Origin of the sequence: Janthinobacterium sp. YR213, assembly GCF_900099875.1 — a bacterium.
GTDB classification, from domain to species: Bacteria; Pseudomonadota; Gammaproteobacteria; order Burkholderiales; family Burkholderiaceae_D; genus Janthinobacterium; species Janthinobacterium lividum.
Genome location: NZ_FNDA01000003.1, coordinates 1 through 14,595 on the forward strand (window position 1 = coordinate 1; position 14,595 = coordinate 14,595).

The following is a 14,595-nucleotide window of genomic DNA, read 5'->3' on the forward strand; positions in this document are numbered from 1 at the left end:
AGCAAGCTCCGTGCTGCCGTTCGACTTGCATGTGTAAGGCATGCCGCCAGCGTTCAATCTGAGCCAGGATCAAACTCTTCAGTTTAATCTCTGTTACTTTGCCGTTTTACCGGTACCATCATTGCTGATGGGTCGCTCACTCAAAAAACTGACAGGCTACTTCCGAAGAAGTATCCTATTTCATTATTTCTTGTGAACATTTGATATATTTTAAGTTAGACGCCAATCCGAAGATTGACGCTGCACTTACATCAAATGCCCACACTTATCGACTGTTAATTGTTAAAGAACTGTATTCGGTACTGCTTTCGCGCTATCGACAAAGCGTTGTGTTTGTCAGCTGCGAAGAAGGAAGAGTATGAAGCGTTTTCAGCATTTCGTCAACCTTCTTTTCTACTACCCAGCCCCGGAAGGCCGTCCCTTTTGTGCCGCAAACCAGTGCGTCTCATCGGGGAGGCGAATCATATCAAAGACCATCGAAGTTTGGCAAGCGCTTTTCCAGGAAAGCGTGCATGCCTTCTTTTTGCGCAGGCGTACCGAAGGCGGCCTGGAACAAACGGCGCTCGTAGGCGACGCCATCGGTCAAGGTGGTTTCAAAGGCGCGGTTGACGCAATCCTTGATCATCATGGCAACCGAGGTCGGCATGGCGGCAATGGTCTTGGCGGCAGCCAGGGTTTCTTCCAGCAATTTATCGGCCGGCACCACGCGCGATACGAGGCCGATGCGTTCCGCTTCGGCAGCGTCAATGGTGCGCGCCGTCAGCAACAGGTCCATGGCCTTGGCCTTGCCGATGGCGCGCGGCAGACGCTGCGTACCGCCCGCGCCTGGCGTGACGCCAACCTTGATTTCCGGCTGGCCGAATTTGGCGCTGTCGGCAGCGATCAGGAAGTCGCACATCATGGCCAGTTCGCAGCCGCCACCGAGCGCATAGCCCGCCACCGCACCCACCACAGGTTTGCGCACGCGCAAGATATGCTCCCAGTTGCGGCTGATGTAGCCCTGGGTAAAGGTGTCCGGATAGGTGTAATCGGCCATGGCGGCGATGTCGGCGCCGGCGGCAAACGCTTTTTCGCTGCCCGTGAGCACGATGCAGCCGATATTCTCGTCGGCGTCGAACTTCAGCAAAGCGTCGCCCAGCTCATTCATCATGTTGTCGTTCAAGGCATTCAATGCCTTCGGGCGATTCAGGCGGATGACCGCCACTTTGTCCTGGATATCGATGATCAAGTCTTCGTATTGCATATAGTCTCCTCTGGATGAACACGGTGGCAACGATTGTAGCGGCTAACGGCAGCGGCGCGGCAGGCGCGCTGCTATTATTGTGAGCCTAATCATTTTCATATCGAGCAAGATATTTTCTCCTCCCTCTTCCAGTACTGCGCCCATTACCTGCGCGGCGACGGCAGCGCCGCCAGCGTCAATTTCCGCCGCCTGTGGTTCAGCAACGGCCTCAACTGCTTCGGCGCCCAGATCACCTCGCTGGCCCTGCCCTTGTGTGCGGTACTGTTACTGCATGCGACGCCGGAACAGATGGGCGTGCTGGTTGCCTTGCAGGCGCTGCCGTTCGCCCTGTTCGGCTTGCCCGTCGGCGTGCTGCTGGACCGGCGCAGCAAGCACCCGATCATGCTGTTCAGCGAAAGCATGTCCGGCCTGGCCCTGGCCAGCGTGGCCGTGGCTTACTGGTGCGGCGTGCTGTCCATGCCGTGGTTATATATAGTAGGGTTCATCATCGGCACGGGCTTCGTCGTCGGTGGCGGCGCCGAGCAGGTGTTTCTGACTTTCCTGGTGGGCCGCGACGGCTTGATCGATGCGCAGTCGAAATTTGCCGCCACCGAATCGGCGTCGCGCCTGATCGGTCCCGGCCTGGCCGGCGTGCTGGTGCAAGTCTTGTCAGCGCCCGTCGCCATCCTGTGCACAGCGTGCGGCTATCTGATTTCCGTCTTCAATTTGCGTGCCATGAGCGTGCGCGACCCGCGCCCCGCCCCATCCGACAAGCATGCCTTGCGCGACATCGCCGACGGCTTGCTGTTCGTCTGGCGCGAACCGCTGCTGCGCGCGCTGGCCTGGGGCGCCGGCATCTGGCACTTCCTGTTCTACGCCAGCATGGCCTTGACGGTGCTGTTCGCCACGCGCGACCTGGGCATGAGTCCTGGCGTGCTGGGCATGACGCAGATGCTGGGCGGCGCCGGCGTCTTGCTCAGCGCCTTCATCGTCAAGCCATTGACGAAGCGCTACGGCGCCGGCCGCACCATCCTGATCGGCCTGGCATCGACCTCGCTCTGCTTTGCCCTGACACCAACGATTCCCGCCGCGCTGTTCGGCAGCGCCGCCGCCAGCGCCGTGGCGTATGCCATATTGATGTTCTTTTTCGATTGCGGCGTGATGCTGTTCTTTATTCCCTACCTGGGTTTGCGCCAGAAAGTCACGCCCGACCCCATGCTGGGCCGCATGACGTCGACCATGCGCTTCCTGACGGTGGCGACGGCGCCGCTGGGCGCGCTGGCCGCCGGCTGGATCGCGGAACATTTTGGCGTGCGCAATGGCCTTGCCTGCATCGCGGCCGGCAGCATCCTGTTGACAGCCGCCATGGTGTGGGGCACGCCGCTGCGTAGTGTGCGCACCTGATGCGATGAACAGGCATACACTGCTAAAAGATTGCCTTGGCGACACTATTCACGCCAAAGCCTGTGAGGTTTGATTTATATCAAGGTTTTAATTGATGTAAATCCATAAGCTGTCTTACATCACTTGAGGAGCACGCTATGTTTAACACCATCTTATTTCCCACCGACGGCTCGCCGTTGTCCGACAAAGCCGCCGAGACCGCCCTCGCCTTCGCCCAATTGAACAAAGCCAAGCTGGTCGCCATCAGCGTGGTGCAGCCTTTCCCGTTTTCGCCGATGGCCGACGGCGGCATCGTGCTCGACGCCAGCCTGTATGAACAGCAGATGCAGGAAGCGTCGCAACGCGCCATCGACAAGATCGGCGCAGCGGCGCGCACCGCCGGTGTACCCTTCGAAGGCGTGGTGGCCGTGTCACCGAGCCCGCACGATGAAATCGTCAATGCGGCGCAGACCTACCATTGCGACATCATCCTGATGGCCTCGCATGGCCGCAAGGGCTTGAACAAGCTGTTCGTGGGCAGCGAAACGCAAAAAGTGCTGGCCCACACGCACTTGCCAGTGATGGTTCTGCGCTAAGCTGACGCCAGACCATCACCCGCCGGCGCCGCGCACCTCCTCTAGCGCGCCGGCGCCTGTTTCGGCAGCAACACCCACACGGCGCCGCTCTGCTTCATGCGGCCCGCATTCTCGGCCGCTTCCGCGCCAAAGCCAAAGAAATAATCGACACGGATCGGCCCGCGAATGGCGCCTCCCGTATCCTGCGCCATCACCAGGCGCTGCATGGGGATCTCGCTATTGGCTTGCGTGGTGGACAAAAACACGGGCGCGCCCAGCGGCAGGAAGCGCGAATCGATAGCTACCGAGCGCTGCGGCGTCAGCGGCACGCCCAGCGCGCCCTTCGGCCCCACTTTCGGGTCGGGCAGGCGCTCCTCCTTGAAGAAGACATAGCTGGGATTAGCGTTGAACAATTCATCCTTGCGCGTGGGATGGCCGGCGATCCACGCCTTGATGCCTTGCGCGGATGCCTGGCTCAAGGTCAGCTCGCCCTTGTCGACCAGGTAGCGGCCGATCGATTTATACGGATGGCCGTTTTGATCCGCATACGCCACGCGCACGGTTTCCTGCGTATCGGTCAACTGCACGCGCCCGGAACCCTGCACTTGCAGGAAGAAGGCCTCGACTTCATCATCCACCCACAGCAATTCCTTGCCCGTGACGGAGGTGGCGCGCTCGATGTCGGCGCGGGTTGAATACGGTATCACCTTCTTGCCGACCAGCTTGCCGCGCAAGCGCATGTTTTTCAGTTCCGGATACACGCCGGCCAGGTCCACCGAAACCAGGTCGTCAGGCACCTTGTACAGCGGTGTCTGGTATGGACCGCCGCGCTTGCGCGCGCCGTGCAGCAATGGCTCGTAATAACCGGTCACCAGTCCAGTATTGGCGCCATCGGCGGTGACAACCTGATTGGGCACAAAGAAGGTCTCGAAAAACAGGCGGATGGCCTTGTCGCTGTCGGCATTCACCTGGCGCGCAATCGTGCACGATTCCTTCCAGTCCGGCCGTTTCACCAGCACGCCGCACGAAGCCATGAAGGCGGGCCAGGCCGCGCGCATGTCGTCGCGGGCCCAACCTGGCAAGGCGGCGAACTTGGCGGGCACGAAAGTGGGGGCTGCCGCATCCGTGACATCCTTGGCGTCGGCAGGCTTGGCCGGCACCGGCCTGACGACGGTCGGAGCGATGGCGGGCGCCTTGCCGCTGGAGGCAGCGGGTGGCGTGGACGGCGTGGTGCAGGCGGAAAGCGCAAGCGCGACGCCACCGGCTGAAACGAGTAGACTACCGCGTGTAAACAGACGGCTGGTAAATGGGCTGCGTGTAAATAACATAGGGGTACGTATGTGGATCTTGATGATAGAGGCGCTGGTGGCGTTCTTCTTGCTGGCATTTATAGTCTGGTGGACCATGTACTCGGGCAAAAAGCCCGCACCGCCGGCACGCAAGCAACTCAGTGAAGAACAGGACGCCACCGAAAAACTGAAATAGGGGCGCACGCCCCCGGCGTTTCCTTAATGCAGGGTGCGCGGCACCGACAGCACGAACTCGGGAATCGGCGCTTCGAACTGATGGCCGTCTTCGGCCACGCAAAAGTATTCGCCATGCATCGAGCCTTGCGGCGTGCCCAGCATGGTGCCGCTCGTGTATTCGAACTGCTCGCCCGGCTGCAGCAGCGGCTGGTGGCCGACGGCGCCCAGGCCGCGTACCTCTTCCACCTTGTTGTTCGCATCCGTGATGACCCAGTGGCGCGAAATCAGCTGCGCGCCAGCCGTGCCCGTGTTGACGACGCGGATCGTGTAGCTGAACACGTGCCGCCCCTGGTCCGGTGCCGATTGATCGGGCAGGTATTGCGTCTTGACCGTTACCGTAAATTCATAAGTCGCCATCGTCATTCCTATTCAGACATTGCCAGTCATATTGAGTGTCGCGCGCGCCGCATTGGCCATCGCGCGATGCGTATTCTGTATTTCACCGTACTTCAATGAAGCACGGTAGCGGCGTCAGGCGTAAAATAGCGCAAATCGCATTTTCTATCCTTTGGCTACTTCACCATGACAACATTCCGTATCGCTCCCAGCATCCTGTCCGCCGACTTTGCCCGCCTGGGCGAGGAAGTGCGCAACGTCGTTACCGCCGGCGCCGACATCATCCACTTCGACGTGATGGATAACCATTACGTGCCGAACCTGACCATCGGCCCCCTGGTGTGCGAAGCGATCCGCCCGCACGTGCAAGTACCCATCGATGTGCATCTGATGGTCAAGCCTGTCGATCGCATTATCCCGGATTTCGCCAAGGCTGGCGCGAACATCATCACCTTTCACCCGGAAGCGTCGGATCACGTCGACCGTTCGCTGCAGCTGATCCGCGACAATGGCTGCAAATCGGGCCTGGTATTCAACCCGGGCACACCGCTGCACTACCTGGAACACGTGATGGACAAGATCGACATCATCCTGATCATGTCCGTCAACCCGGGCTTCGGCGGCCAGTCCTTCATTCCGCAAGCGCTGAAGAAGATCGCCGAAGCGCGCCGCATGATCGATGAGTCGGGCCGTGACATCATGCTGGAAGTCGATGGCGGCATCAAGATCGACAACATCGCCGCTGCCGCTGCCGCCGGCGCCGACACCTTCGTCGCCGGCTCGGCCATCTTCGGCAAGCCGGACTACAAGGCCGTCATCGACGCCATGCGCGCCGAGCTGGCAACTGTCAAAGGCGCCTGATGCAAGCGGGCACGGTGAAAGACCACGTACTGGCAGGCGTGCGCGCCGCCATCATCGACCTCGATGGCACGATGCTCGACACCGTGCCCGATTTTCATGTCGCCATCAACGGCATGCGCGCCGAACTGGACCTGGCGCCCATCAGCGCCGAGGCCATCAAGCTGATGGTGGGCAAGGGCTCGGAAAACCTGATCCGCACCGTGCTGGCGCTCGACTTCGATGCGGCCGGCGTGGAACAGCGCTTCGAGCAGGCGATGGACGGTTACCAGCGCCATTACCTGGCCATCAACGGCCAGTTCAGCACCCTGTACCCGGACGTGGAAGAGGGACTGGCGGCGATGAAGGCGGCGGGCTTGCGTCTGGCCTGCGTCACCAACAAGCCGATCGCCTTCGCTCTGCCCCTGCTGAAACTGAAAAACCTGGACCAGTATTTCGAGATCGTCTACGGCGGCGATTCGCTGCCGCAGAAAAAACCGCACCCCATGCCGCTGCTGCAAGTGTGCGCGGACTTCGACTTGCCGCCCTCCAAAGTGGTGGCCATCGGCGACTCCTCGAATGACGCACAAGCGGCCAGGGCTGCGGCTTGCCCCGTACTGACGGTACCGTATGGCTACAATCACGGACACTCTATACACGATACCGATTCCGATGGTATAGTAAAGACACTGCTCGAAGCAGCCCGTTTTATTAGCATGCAAAATTAACCAGCATACTGACCAAACCCAACACCATATCGTGAACACGTTTCTCATCAAAAAACACAATGTCACCCAAACCGGCTCGATTGAGGCCTGGCTTTGGCGACGCTGGCAATCCTGGCAGGCCTAAGGGCCGAGCCGTTACGATTGCTGCCGGCTGCACACGCGTCCTTTGCGCATTTTGCGCATATTGCATGTCCCGGCAAGTTTTTTGATAACCCACCGCAGGGTTTGTGCACTATGCACACTCATACCCTGACGGCATGGAGAGAAACATGACCGAACTCGAATTCAAATCGCTGGCCCAGCAAGGCTACAACCGCATCCCCCTGATCGCGGAAGCGTTCGCCGACCTGGAAACCCCGCTCACCCTGTACCTGAAACTGGCACAGTCCCAACAAGGCGGCAAGAACACCTTCCTGCTCGAATCCGTCGTCGGCGGCGAACGCTTCGGCCGCTACTCCTTCATCGGCTTGCCCGCCACGACCGTGTTGCGCAGCTACGGCAAGCGCACCGAAATCGTCAAGAACGGCACAGTGATCGAAGAACACGAAGGCAATCCGCTCGACTTCATCGAACAGTTCCAGTCGCGCTTCAAGGTGGCCCTGCGCCCCGGCATGCCGCGCTTCTGCGGCGGCCTGGCCGGCTACTTCGGCTACGACACCGTGCGCCACATCGAGAAAAAACTGGCCGGCGGCGCGCCGAAAGATGACTTGAAGCTGCCCGACATCCAGCTGATGGTGACGGAAGAACTGGCCGTCATCGATAACCTGTCCGGCAAGCTTTACCTGATCGTCTACGCCGACACCACGCAGCCCGAATCGTTTTCGAAAGCGCAGCAGCGCCTGAAAGACTTGCGCATGATGCTGCGCCGCGGTGTCGATGCCCCCGTCACCAGCGCTTCCGTGCGCACGGAAACCATCCGCGATTTTTCCAAGGAAGACTACCTGAAGGCCGTCGCCAAGGCGCATGAATACGTGATGGCGGGCGACCTGATGCAGGTACAGATCGGCCAGCGCATCCGCAAGCCGTATGTCGATTCGCCGCTGACACTGTACCGCGCCTTGCGTTCGCTCAATCCGTCCCCGTATATGTACTTCTATAATTTCGGCGACATGCAGATCATCGGCGCCTCGCCGGAAATCCTGGTGCGCAACGAGAAGACGGCGGACGGCGGCAAGAAAGTCACCTTGCGTCCGATTGCCGGCACCCGTCCACGCGGCGCCACGCCAGAGCGCGACGCCGAACTGTCGGCCGAGCTGCTGGCCGATCCGAAGGAGATCGCCGAGCACGTGATGCTGATCGACCTGGCGCGCAACGACATCGGCCGCATTGCCGAGACGGGCAGCGTGCACGTCACGGACCGCATGGTCATCGAAAAATACTCGCATGTGCAACACATCGTCTCGAACGTGGAAGGCAAGCTGAAAGATGGCCTGTCGAACCTGGACGTGCTGCGCGCAACCTTCCCCGCCGGCACCCTGACGGGCGCACCGAAAGTGCGCGCCATGGAGGTAATCGACGAACTGGAAATCACCAAGCGCGGCATCTACGGCGGCGCCTGCGGCTACCTGTCGTTTGGCGGCGAAATGGACGTGGCGATCGCCATCCGCACGGGCGTGGTCAAGGACGGCATGCTGTATGTGCAGGCCGCGGCCGGCATCGTGGCCGACTCCATCCCCGAAATGGAATGGCAGGAAACCGAGAACAAGGCGCGCGCCGTACTGCGCGCCGCCGAACAAGTGCAAGATGGCCTGGATGGAGGGTTTTAAGATGCTGCTGATGATCGACAACTACGACTCCTTCACCTACAACATCGTGCAGTATTTCGGCGAGTTGGGCGAAGACGTGCGGGTCTACCGCAACGATGAAATCACGATCGCACAGATCGAGGCGCTGAACCCGGACCGCATCTGCATCTCGCCCGGCCCGAAAGCACCGGCACAGGCGGGCATTTCGGTGGAAGTGCTCAAGCACTTCGCCGGCAAGAAGCCGATACTGGGCGTGTGCCTGGGCCACCAGGCCATCGGCGAAGCGTTTGGCGGCAAGGTCATCCGCGCCAAGCAAGTCATGCATGGCAAGACTTCCCTCATCGCGCATACGGGCGTGGGCGTTTTCAACGGCTTGCCCAGCCCCTTCACAGTGATCCGCTACCACTCTTTGGCGATCGAACGCGCCTCGCTGCCTTCCTGCCTGGAAGTGACGGCGTGGACGGACGACGGCGAAATCATGGGCGTGCGCCACCGGGAATACGATATCGAGGGCGTGCAGTTCCACCCCGAATCGATCCTCTCGGAGCACGGCCACGCCCTGCTGAAGAATTTTCTCGAGCGCTGATTTTCCGCGCACGCCACGGCGTGCCATCAGTGTCGTCCTGCGCCATCATTGAAGAAGGAAGCATCATGCCGATCACCCCACAAGAAGCCCTGCTGCGCTGCATCGAACACCGCGAAATCTTTCACGACGAAATGCTGTACCTGTTCCGCCAGATCATGTCCGGCGAAATGTCGGCCACCATGATAGCCGCCCTCACCATGGGTTTACGCGTGAAAAAGGAAACCATCGGCGAAATCGCCGCCGCAGCGCAAGTGATGCGCGAGTTTTCCACCAAGGTGCCCATGGCCGACACCACCAACCTGCTCGACATCGTCGGCACGGGCGGCGACGGCGCGCACACTTTCAATATTTCCACTGCCTCGATGTTCGTGGCGGCGGCGGCCGGCGCGCGCGTCGCCAAGCATGGCGGGCGCAGCGTCTCATCCTCGTCCGGCAGCGCCGACGTGCTGGACTCCCTGGGCGTCAACATCAACCTGCAGCCCGAGCAGATCGCCCAGTCGATCGCGCAGACGGGCATCGGTTTCATGTACGCGCCGAACCACCATGCGGCCATGAAGCATGCGGCGCCTGTGCGCAAGGAGCTGGGCGTGCGCACGATCTTCAACATCCTCGGTCCGCTGACGAATCCGGCCGGCGCGCCGAACATCCTGATGGGCGTGTTCCATGCCGACCTGGTCGGCATCCAGGTGCGCGTGCTGCAGCGCCTGGGCGCGCAGCACGCCATCGTCGTGTATGGCCGCGACAATATGGATGAAGTCTCGCTCGGTGCCTCTACCCTCGTCGGCGAACTGATCAACGGCGAAATCCGCGAATATGAAATCCATCCCGAAGACTTCGGCATGTCGATGATCGCCAGCCGCAACCTGAAAGTGGCCGATGCCGCCGAATCGAAGGCCAAGATGATGGAAGCGCTGCGCGGCGAGCCCGGTGCCGCTGCCGACATCGTCGCCCTGAACGCGGGCACGGCGCTGTACGCGGCCGGCGTGGCCAGCTCAATCGAAGACGGCCTGGCGCGCGCGCGCGCCGCCGTCAGCTCGGGCGCGGCGCTGGCAAAACTCGATCAATTCGTGCAGGTCACGCAGCAGCTGGGCACCCCGGCGCAAGCGTAAGCCACCGTCCTCCCTTATAGAATAGCGACCATCATGTCCGACATACTCGATAAAATCCTGGCCGTGAAGGCCGATGAAGTGGCCAAGGCCAAAGCCCGCCGCAGCCTGGCCAGCCTGCGCGGCGACGTGGAAAGCGACAGCGCACTGCGCGCCGGCCTGCGCGGCTTTGAAGCGAGCCTGCGCCAGCACATCGCCGCCGGCAAGCCCGGCATCATCGCCGAAGTGAAAAAAGCGTCACCGTCAAAAGGCGTGATCCGCGCCGACTTCCGTCCGTCTGATATCGCGGCCAGCTATGCGGCGCATGGCGCGGCTTGCCTGTCCGTGCTGACGGACGAACAGTTCTTCCAGGGATCCGTGGAGTATCTGCAGCAGGCGCGCGCCGCCTGCACCATCCCCGTGCTGCGCAAGGATTTCATGGTCGACATGTACCAGATCTATGAAGCGCGGGCCATGGGCGCCGACTGCATCCTCCTGATCGTCGCGGCGCTCGACCATGGCCTGATGGCGGAGATGGAAGCGTGCGCCCACGAACTGGGCATGGGCGTGCTGATCGAAAGCCACGACGGCGAAGAGCTGACGGCGGCCTTGAAACTCAAGAGCGCGCTGATCGGCATCAACAACCGCAACCTGCGCACCTTCGAAACGTCGCTCGACACGACCATCAATCTCTTGCCGCGCATCCCGCAAGACAGATTGATCATCACGGAATCGGGCATCCACAGCACGGCTGACGTGCAACGCATGCGCGACGCGCACATCCACAGCTTCCTCGTGGGCGAAGCGTTCATGCGCGCGCCAGACCCCGGCGTGGAGCTGGAACGCCTGTTCAGTTAAACCATGGTAGGCTGGCAGGCATGAGACACGCGATAATCGTCCTTGCCGCCGCCAGCCTGCTGTCGGCTTGCCAGACTGCAGCCCCGCCAGCGGCGCGCACGCCCACACCTACGCCCGCTCCCACGCCCGCCGCAATACAGCTCGCCGCCAGCATCGACGCCTACAAATCACTGGTGGCGCAGCAGATCATGGAGGCCAACGCTGCATACACGTTCAGCGGACGCCTGCCGCCCATGCTGCCGGCCATCGTCGTGCTCGACCTGAGCGTGGGGCCCGACGGCGAGCTGAAAAGCGTGCATGTCCACCGTTCGCGCGACAGCGAAGCATCGGCCGCGGCCCTGGCCGCCGTGCGGCGCGTGCAGGCGCTCTTTCCGCCGGCGGCACACCTGATGCGCCGCCATGCCAAGACCTTCGATTTTTCCGAAACCTTCCTGTTCAACGACCAGTACCGATTTCAGCTGCGGACATTGTCCGGTCCACAGTAAGCGCAGCGGTATCGAGTTCGATGCGGTCGCGTCCCCGCTCCTTGGCCAGGTACAGGGCCGCATCGGCGCGCGACAGCAACTGTTCCAGCCCTTCCACCACCGATGCCTGGCAAGCGACACCGATGCTGACCGTACACGAAGGCAGTCCCGCATGACTGGACTCACGCAGCAAGGTGCGGATGCGTTCGGCCACGCCCAGCGCACTTTGCGCCGGCATGTCCGGCATCAGCACGACGAATTCCTCGCCGCCGTAACGCGCCACGCAATCCGATTCGCGCAAGGCCCCGCCGATGACAGTGGCCACATGCGCCAGCACCTGGTCGCCCACCGCGTGACCGTAGCGGTCATTGATCGATTTGAAGTAATCGAGGTCTATGCTGAGCAGTGTCAGCGGCAAACGGCGGCGCCGCAGATTGCCCATTTCGCGCGCATAGGCGTCGCCAAAGCCGCGCCGGTTCAGCACCTGCGTCAGCGGATCGTGGGTCGAGCGGCGCTCCAGTATCTGCTGCAGGCGACGCGTCGCCACCGTCATGAAGCCCACCGTCAGCAGCAGCGCCATGAAATTGGCGACCGCCAGATAGATGCCGGCCGGCGTGCCGGCCACCGTCAGGTTCACGCTGGCGCCACCATGCAGCAAGGCAGACACGCCGCGCGCCAGCACCACGATCGCCTGCGTCAGCATCAGCGCGCCAAAGAAAAAACTCGAAAAATGGCGCTCGCCATGGCGCCACACCAACTGCGCCTGGCGGGCGTAAAACAGGAAGACCAGCAGGGAGAAGACCGCCACGCGCGCCGAGAAATCAGGGTGCACCAGCAGCCACCAGCTATTGCCGGCGATGGCCAGGGCAAGTATCAGCAGATAGGCGCGGCGGCTGGGCGCCAGGCCAAAGAATGTCTCCGTGCCCAGCATCGACAGGCCGATGCCAGCCACCAGCGCCGCATTGGCCGCGATCACGGACAATGCCGGCGGCAGCACTTCGCGGGTGCCGAACAGCAGGGACGCACACACCAGCAACAGCAAACCGGCCGCCCAATGTCCCAGGCCATGCACCTCGCGCCGGAAACTGCGATACACCGAGAACATGACGATGCTCATCGCCCCGCACATCAGGGTGGTCATCAGCATGATGGTTCGCGGATCGAGGGTTTGCACGTTGGCGCGATCTAAAAGAAGCAGTTCGGCAATTTTAGTTTAGTTAAAGAAAAATTAGTTCATTTACGGTAAATATGATGGCAAGCCGCCAGTTCAGCGGATGAGTTGCATTTGAGAAATTGCTGCTAGAAATAAAAAAACCGGCCAGTGACGGCCGGTTTTCTGTCCTACTGCATGACAAACTGCATCATGCCGCGCTAGGACGCTTCGGTCCCGCGGCTTTCTTTGGCGCCGGCAGCAGGGTCAAGCTGACACCTGGCACGCGGTCGCCCTGCAGCACTACCGCGAACGTCATCAGCTCGTCGCGGCGGAAGGCGTGCACCGCCACCTTGGCGCCGACGGCGTAGCGGCCCAGCAAGGTGTCCAGGCTGGTGCCCGTCACGCGCAAGCCATCGATGGCCACCAGCACGTCGCCCGCCGACAGGCCGGCCACGTGGGCAGCGCCGCCCTGGTGCACCTGCGCCAGCTTGGCATCGTTGCCGTCGCGGCCCAGGTTGACGTCCAGGCTGGCTTTTTCCGCCTTGCGCGCATCGCTGTATTTCACGCCGAACGGCGCCAGCAGGCGCGCCAGCGGCACGTCGTCCGTGCCGCGGATGTAGCGCTCGAAGAACGGCTTCATGCGCGTGCCGGCAATCTCATCGAACAGGGCTTCGACTTCCGCCGGCGTCACGCCGCGCGCTTTCCCCTTGTAGAAATCGCGGCCATAGCGCTGCCACAAGGCCTGCATCACGTCGTCCAGCGATTTCTCTCCATTCGTCTTGCTGCGCAGCGTCAGGTCGAAAGCCAGCGCGATCAGCGAACCCTTGGTGTAGTAGCTGACGATGGCGTTCGGCGCGTTTTCATCCTGGCGGTAGTACTTGCCCCAGGCGTCGAAACTGGAATCGGCCACGCTTTGCTTGGTGCGGCCGCTGCCGCGCAAGACGCTGTTGACGGTTTTTCCCAGCAATTTGAAATAGGCTGCCTCGTCGATCAGGCCCGCGCGCACCAGCATCAGGTCATCGTAATAGCTGGTGAAGCCTTCGAACAGCCACAGCAGCGGCGAATAGCTTTCCGCCTGCAGGTTGTACGGCGCAAAGGCGGCCGGCTTGATGCGCTTGACGTTCCAGGTGTGGAAGTACTCGTGGCTGCACAGGCCCAGGAATTTCAGGTAGCCGTCGCCGATCTCCGTACTGGTCGAAGCCGTCGTCGGCAGGTCCGCGCGCGCGCAGATCAGCGCCGTCGAGGCGCGGTGTTCGAGGCCGCCGTAACCGTCGCCGACGGCCATGGTCATGAACACATAACGGTCCATCGGCGCCTTCTTGGTCTTCGGCTCGAAGAAGGCGATCTGTGTTTCGCAGATGGCTTTCAGGTCGCGGCACAGACGGTCCAGGTCCAGGTTCGGCACCTTGCCCGTGACGACGATATCGTGCGGCACGCCATGCGCGGTAAAGGTGGCCAGCGCGAAGTCGCCCATCTCCACCGGGTGGTCGATCAGCTCATCGTAGTTGGCCGCCTGGTAGCTGCCGAAGCCATAGCGCTTCGCTTTCAGTTCCGGCAGGGTGGTGGCCACCTTCCAGGTCTTGCAGGCCGCATCCTTCGGCTGCACGATGTGCACTTCATGCGGCTCGGCCTCCTGGCCCAGCACGCGCAGGAACACGCTGGTGCCGTTGAAGAAGCCGTGATTCTGGTCCAGGTGGGCGGCGCGCACGGACAGGTCCCAGGCATACACGTCGTATTCCACCGTCAACGGGCCTTTGCACGGAGCGGCTTGCCACGAGTGCTTGTCCAATTTGGTCAGCACCACGGCCTTGCCCTCGGACTCGGCGCGGATGCTGACGATGTTGCGCGAAAATTCGCGGATCATATAGCTGCCCGGGATCCAGGCCGGCAAGGACAAGACCTGGCCGATGGCGGCCGGCGACTTGACTGTCAACGTCACCTTGAACATGTGGCCGGCCAGGTCGGCAGCGGCGATGCTGTAGATGATACCGGCGGCCGGTGTGGTTTTCACTGCGGTTTTCGCTACGGCTTTGCTTGTGGCTTTGCCGCTTGCCTTGGCTCCCGCCTTGGCGGTGATTTTTTGAATCGGTGCTTTCT

The 14,595-nt window shown here is 61.7% G+C and carries 15 protein-coding genes and 1 rRNA gene; 10 read left to right on the forward strand and 6 right to left on the reverse strand.

The genetic code is table 11. The annotated features are described in order from the left end of the window. Window positions 1–85 (reverse strand): 16S ribosomal RNA (locus BLT98_RS13955); the annotation flags it as partial. A gap of 381 nt (window positions 86–466) precedes the next feature. Beyond that, window positions 467–1,243, reverse strand: coding sequence for an enoyl-CoA hydratase (locus tag BLT98_RS13960; protein WP_070282850.1), 777 nt, complete (start codon window positions 1,241–1,243; stop codon window positions 467–469). A gap of 189 nt (window positions 1,244–1,432) precedes the next feature. Between BLT98_RS13960 and BLT98_RS13965 the strand changes: the two genes are divergently transcribed. Together BLT98_RS13965 and BLT98_RS13970 are read left to right on the forward strand one after the other, a co-directional pair. Then, window positions 1,433–2,626, forward strand: a complete 1,194-nt coding sequence (locus BLT98_RS13965; protein ID WP_240317690.1) for an MFS transporter — start codon at window positions 1,433–1,435, stop codon at window positions 2,624–2,626. Between the two features lie 137 nt (window positions 2,627–2,763). Then, window positions 2,764–3,201 (forward strand): universal stress protein, encoded by a 438-nt coding sequence (locus BLT98_RS13970; protein WP_070254126.1) that lies wholly within the window; start codon window positions 2,764–2,766, stop codon window positions 3,199–3,201. Between the two features lie 41 nt (window positions 3,202–3,242). Here BLT98_RS13970 and BLT98_RS13975 read toward each other — a convergent pair whose 3' ends face one another. Further along, window positions 3,243–4,508: a murein transglycosylase A gene (locus BLT98_RS13975; RefSeq protein WP_244517491.1), complete on the reverse strand. Its 1,266-nt coding sequence runs from the start codon at window positions 4,506–4,508 to the stop codon at window positions 3,243–3,245. Window positions 4,509–4,518: 10 nt separating this feature from the next. On the opposite strand from BLT98_RS13975, the gene BLT98_RS29200 reads away from it, so the two are divergent. Next, a complete protein-coding gene (locus BLT98_RS29200; protein WP_167468630.1) occupies window positions 4,519–4,665 on the forward strand; it encodes a hypothetical protein in 147 nt (48 codons plus the stop codon). A 23-nt stretch (window positions 4,666–4,688) separates the two neighbouring features. Here BLT98_RS29200 and apaG read toward each other — a convergent pair whose 3' ends face one another. Then, window positions 4,689–5,063 carry a Co2+/Mg2+ efflux protein ApaG gene (gene apaG, locus BLT98_RS13980; RefSeq protein ID WP_034785627.1) on the reverse strand — a complete coding sequence of 125 codons (375 nt, stop codon included), beginning with the start codon at window positions 5,061–5,063 and terminating at the stop codon, window positions 4,689–4,691. A 165-nt stretch (window positions 5,064–5,228) separates the two neighbouring features. On the opposite strand from apaG, the gene rpe reads away from it, so the two are divergent. The 7 genes from rpe (at window position 5,229) to BLT98_RS14015 (ending at window position 11,366) form a co-directional block, all read left to right on the forward strand. Then, entirely contained in the window at window positions 5,229–5,903 is a 675-nt protein-coding gene (gene rpe, locus BLT98_RS13985; RefSeq protein ID WP_070254125.1) for a ribulose-phosphate 3-epimerase, read from the forward strand. Continuing rightward, window positions 5,903–6,607 carry a phosphoglycolate phosphatase gene (locus tag BLT98_RS13990; protein WP_092608760.1) on the forward strand — a complete coding sequence of 235 codons (705 nt, stop codon included), beginning with the start codon at window positions 5,903–5,905 and terminating at the stop codon, window positions 6,605–6,607. The genes rpe and BLT98_RS13990 overlap by 1 nt, the downstream gene beginning before the upstream one ends. Before the next feature lie 269 nt (window positions 6,608–6,876). Continuing rightward, the gene (trpE, locus tag BLT98_RS13995) at window positions 6,877–8,373 is read left to right on the forward strand and encodes an anthranilate synthase component I (protein ID WP_092608763.1); all 1,497 of its coding nucleotides are present in this window, start codon (window positions 6,877–6,879) and stop codon (window positions 8,371–8,373) included. Between the two features lies 1 nt (window position 8,374). Further along, window positions 8,375–8,938 (forward strand): aminodeoxychorismate/anthranilate synthase component II, encoded by a 564-nt coding sequence (locus BLT98_RS14000; RefSeq protein ID WP_034785635.1) that lies wholly within the window; start codon window positions 8,375–8,377, stop codon window positions 8,936–8,938. Window positions 8,939–9,003: 65 nt separating this feature from the next. Then, complete coding sequence (gene trpD, locus BLT98_RS14005; RefSeq protein ID WP_092608766.1) at window positions 9,004–10,047, forward strand: anthranilate phosphoribosyltransferase; 1,044 nt, start codon at window positions 9,004–9,006, stop codon at window positions 10,045–10,047. A gap of 33 nt (window positions 10,048–10,080) precedes the next feature. After that, window positions 10,081–10,881 carry an indole-3-glycerol phosphate synthase TrpC gene (gene trpC / locus BLT98_RS14010; protein ID WP_092608769.1) on the forward strand — a complete coding sequence of 267 codons (801 nt, stop codon included), beginning with the start codon at window positions 10,081–10,083 and terminating at the stop codon, window positions 10,879–10,881. Between the two features lie 20 nt (window positions 10,882–10,901). Further along, window positions 10,902–11,366: a hypothetical protein gene (locus BLT98_RS14015; protein ID WP_092608772.1), complete on the forward strand. Its 465-nt coding sequence runs from the start codon at window positions 10,902–10,904 to the stop codon at window positions 11,364–11,366. Here BLT98_RS14015 and BLT98_RS14020 read toward each other — a convergent pair. Both BLT98_RS14020 and BLT98_RS14025 read right to left on the reverse strand, forming a co-directional pair. Then, entirely contained in the window at window positions 11,317–12,492 is a 1,176-nt protein-coding gene (locus BLT98_RS14020; RefSeq protein WP_092608775.1) for a GGDEF domain-containing protein, read from the reverse strand. The two genes, BLT98_RS14015 and BLT98_RS14020, sit on opposite strands and share 50 nt — an antisense overlap. A 214-nt stretch (window positions 12,493–12,706) precedes the next feature. Then, the gene (locus tag BLT98_RS14025) at window positions 12,707–14,509 is read right to left on the reverse strand and encodes a M61 family metallopeptidase (RefSeq protein ID WP_092609881.1); all 1,803 of its coding nucleotides are present in this window, start codon (window positions 14,507–14,509) and stop codon (window positions 12,707–12,709) included. Between the last annotated feature and the right edge of the window lie 86 nt (window positions 14,510–14,595).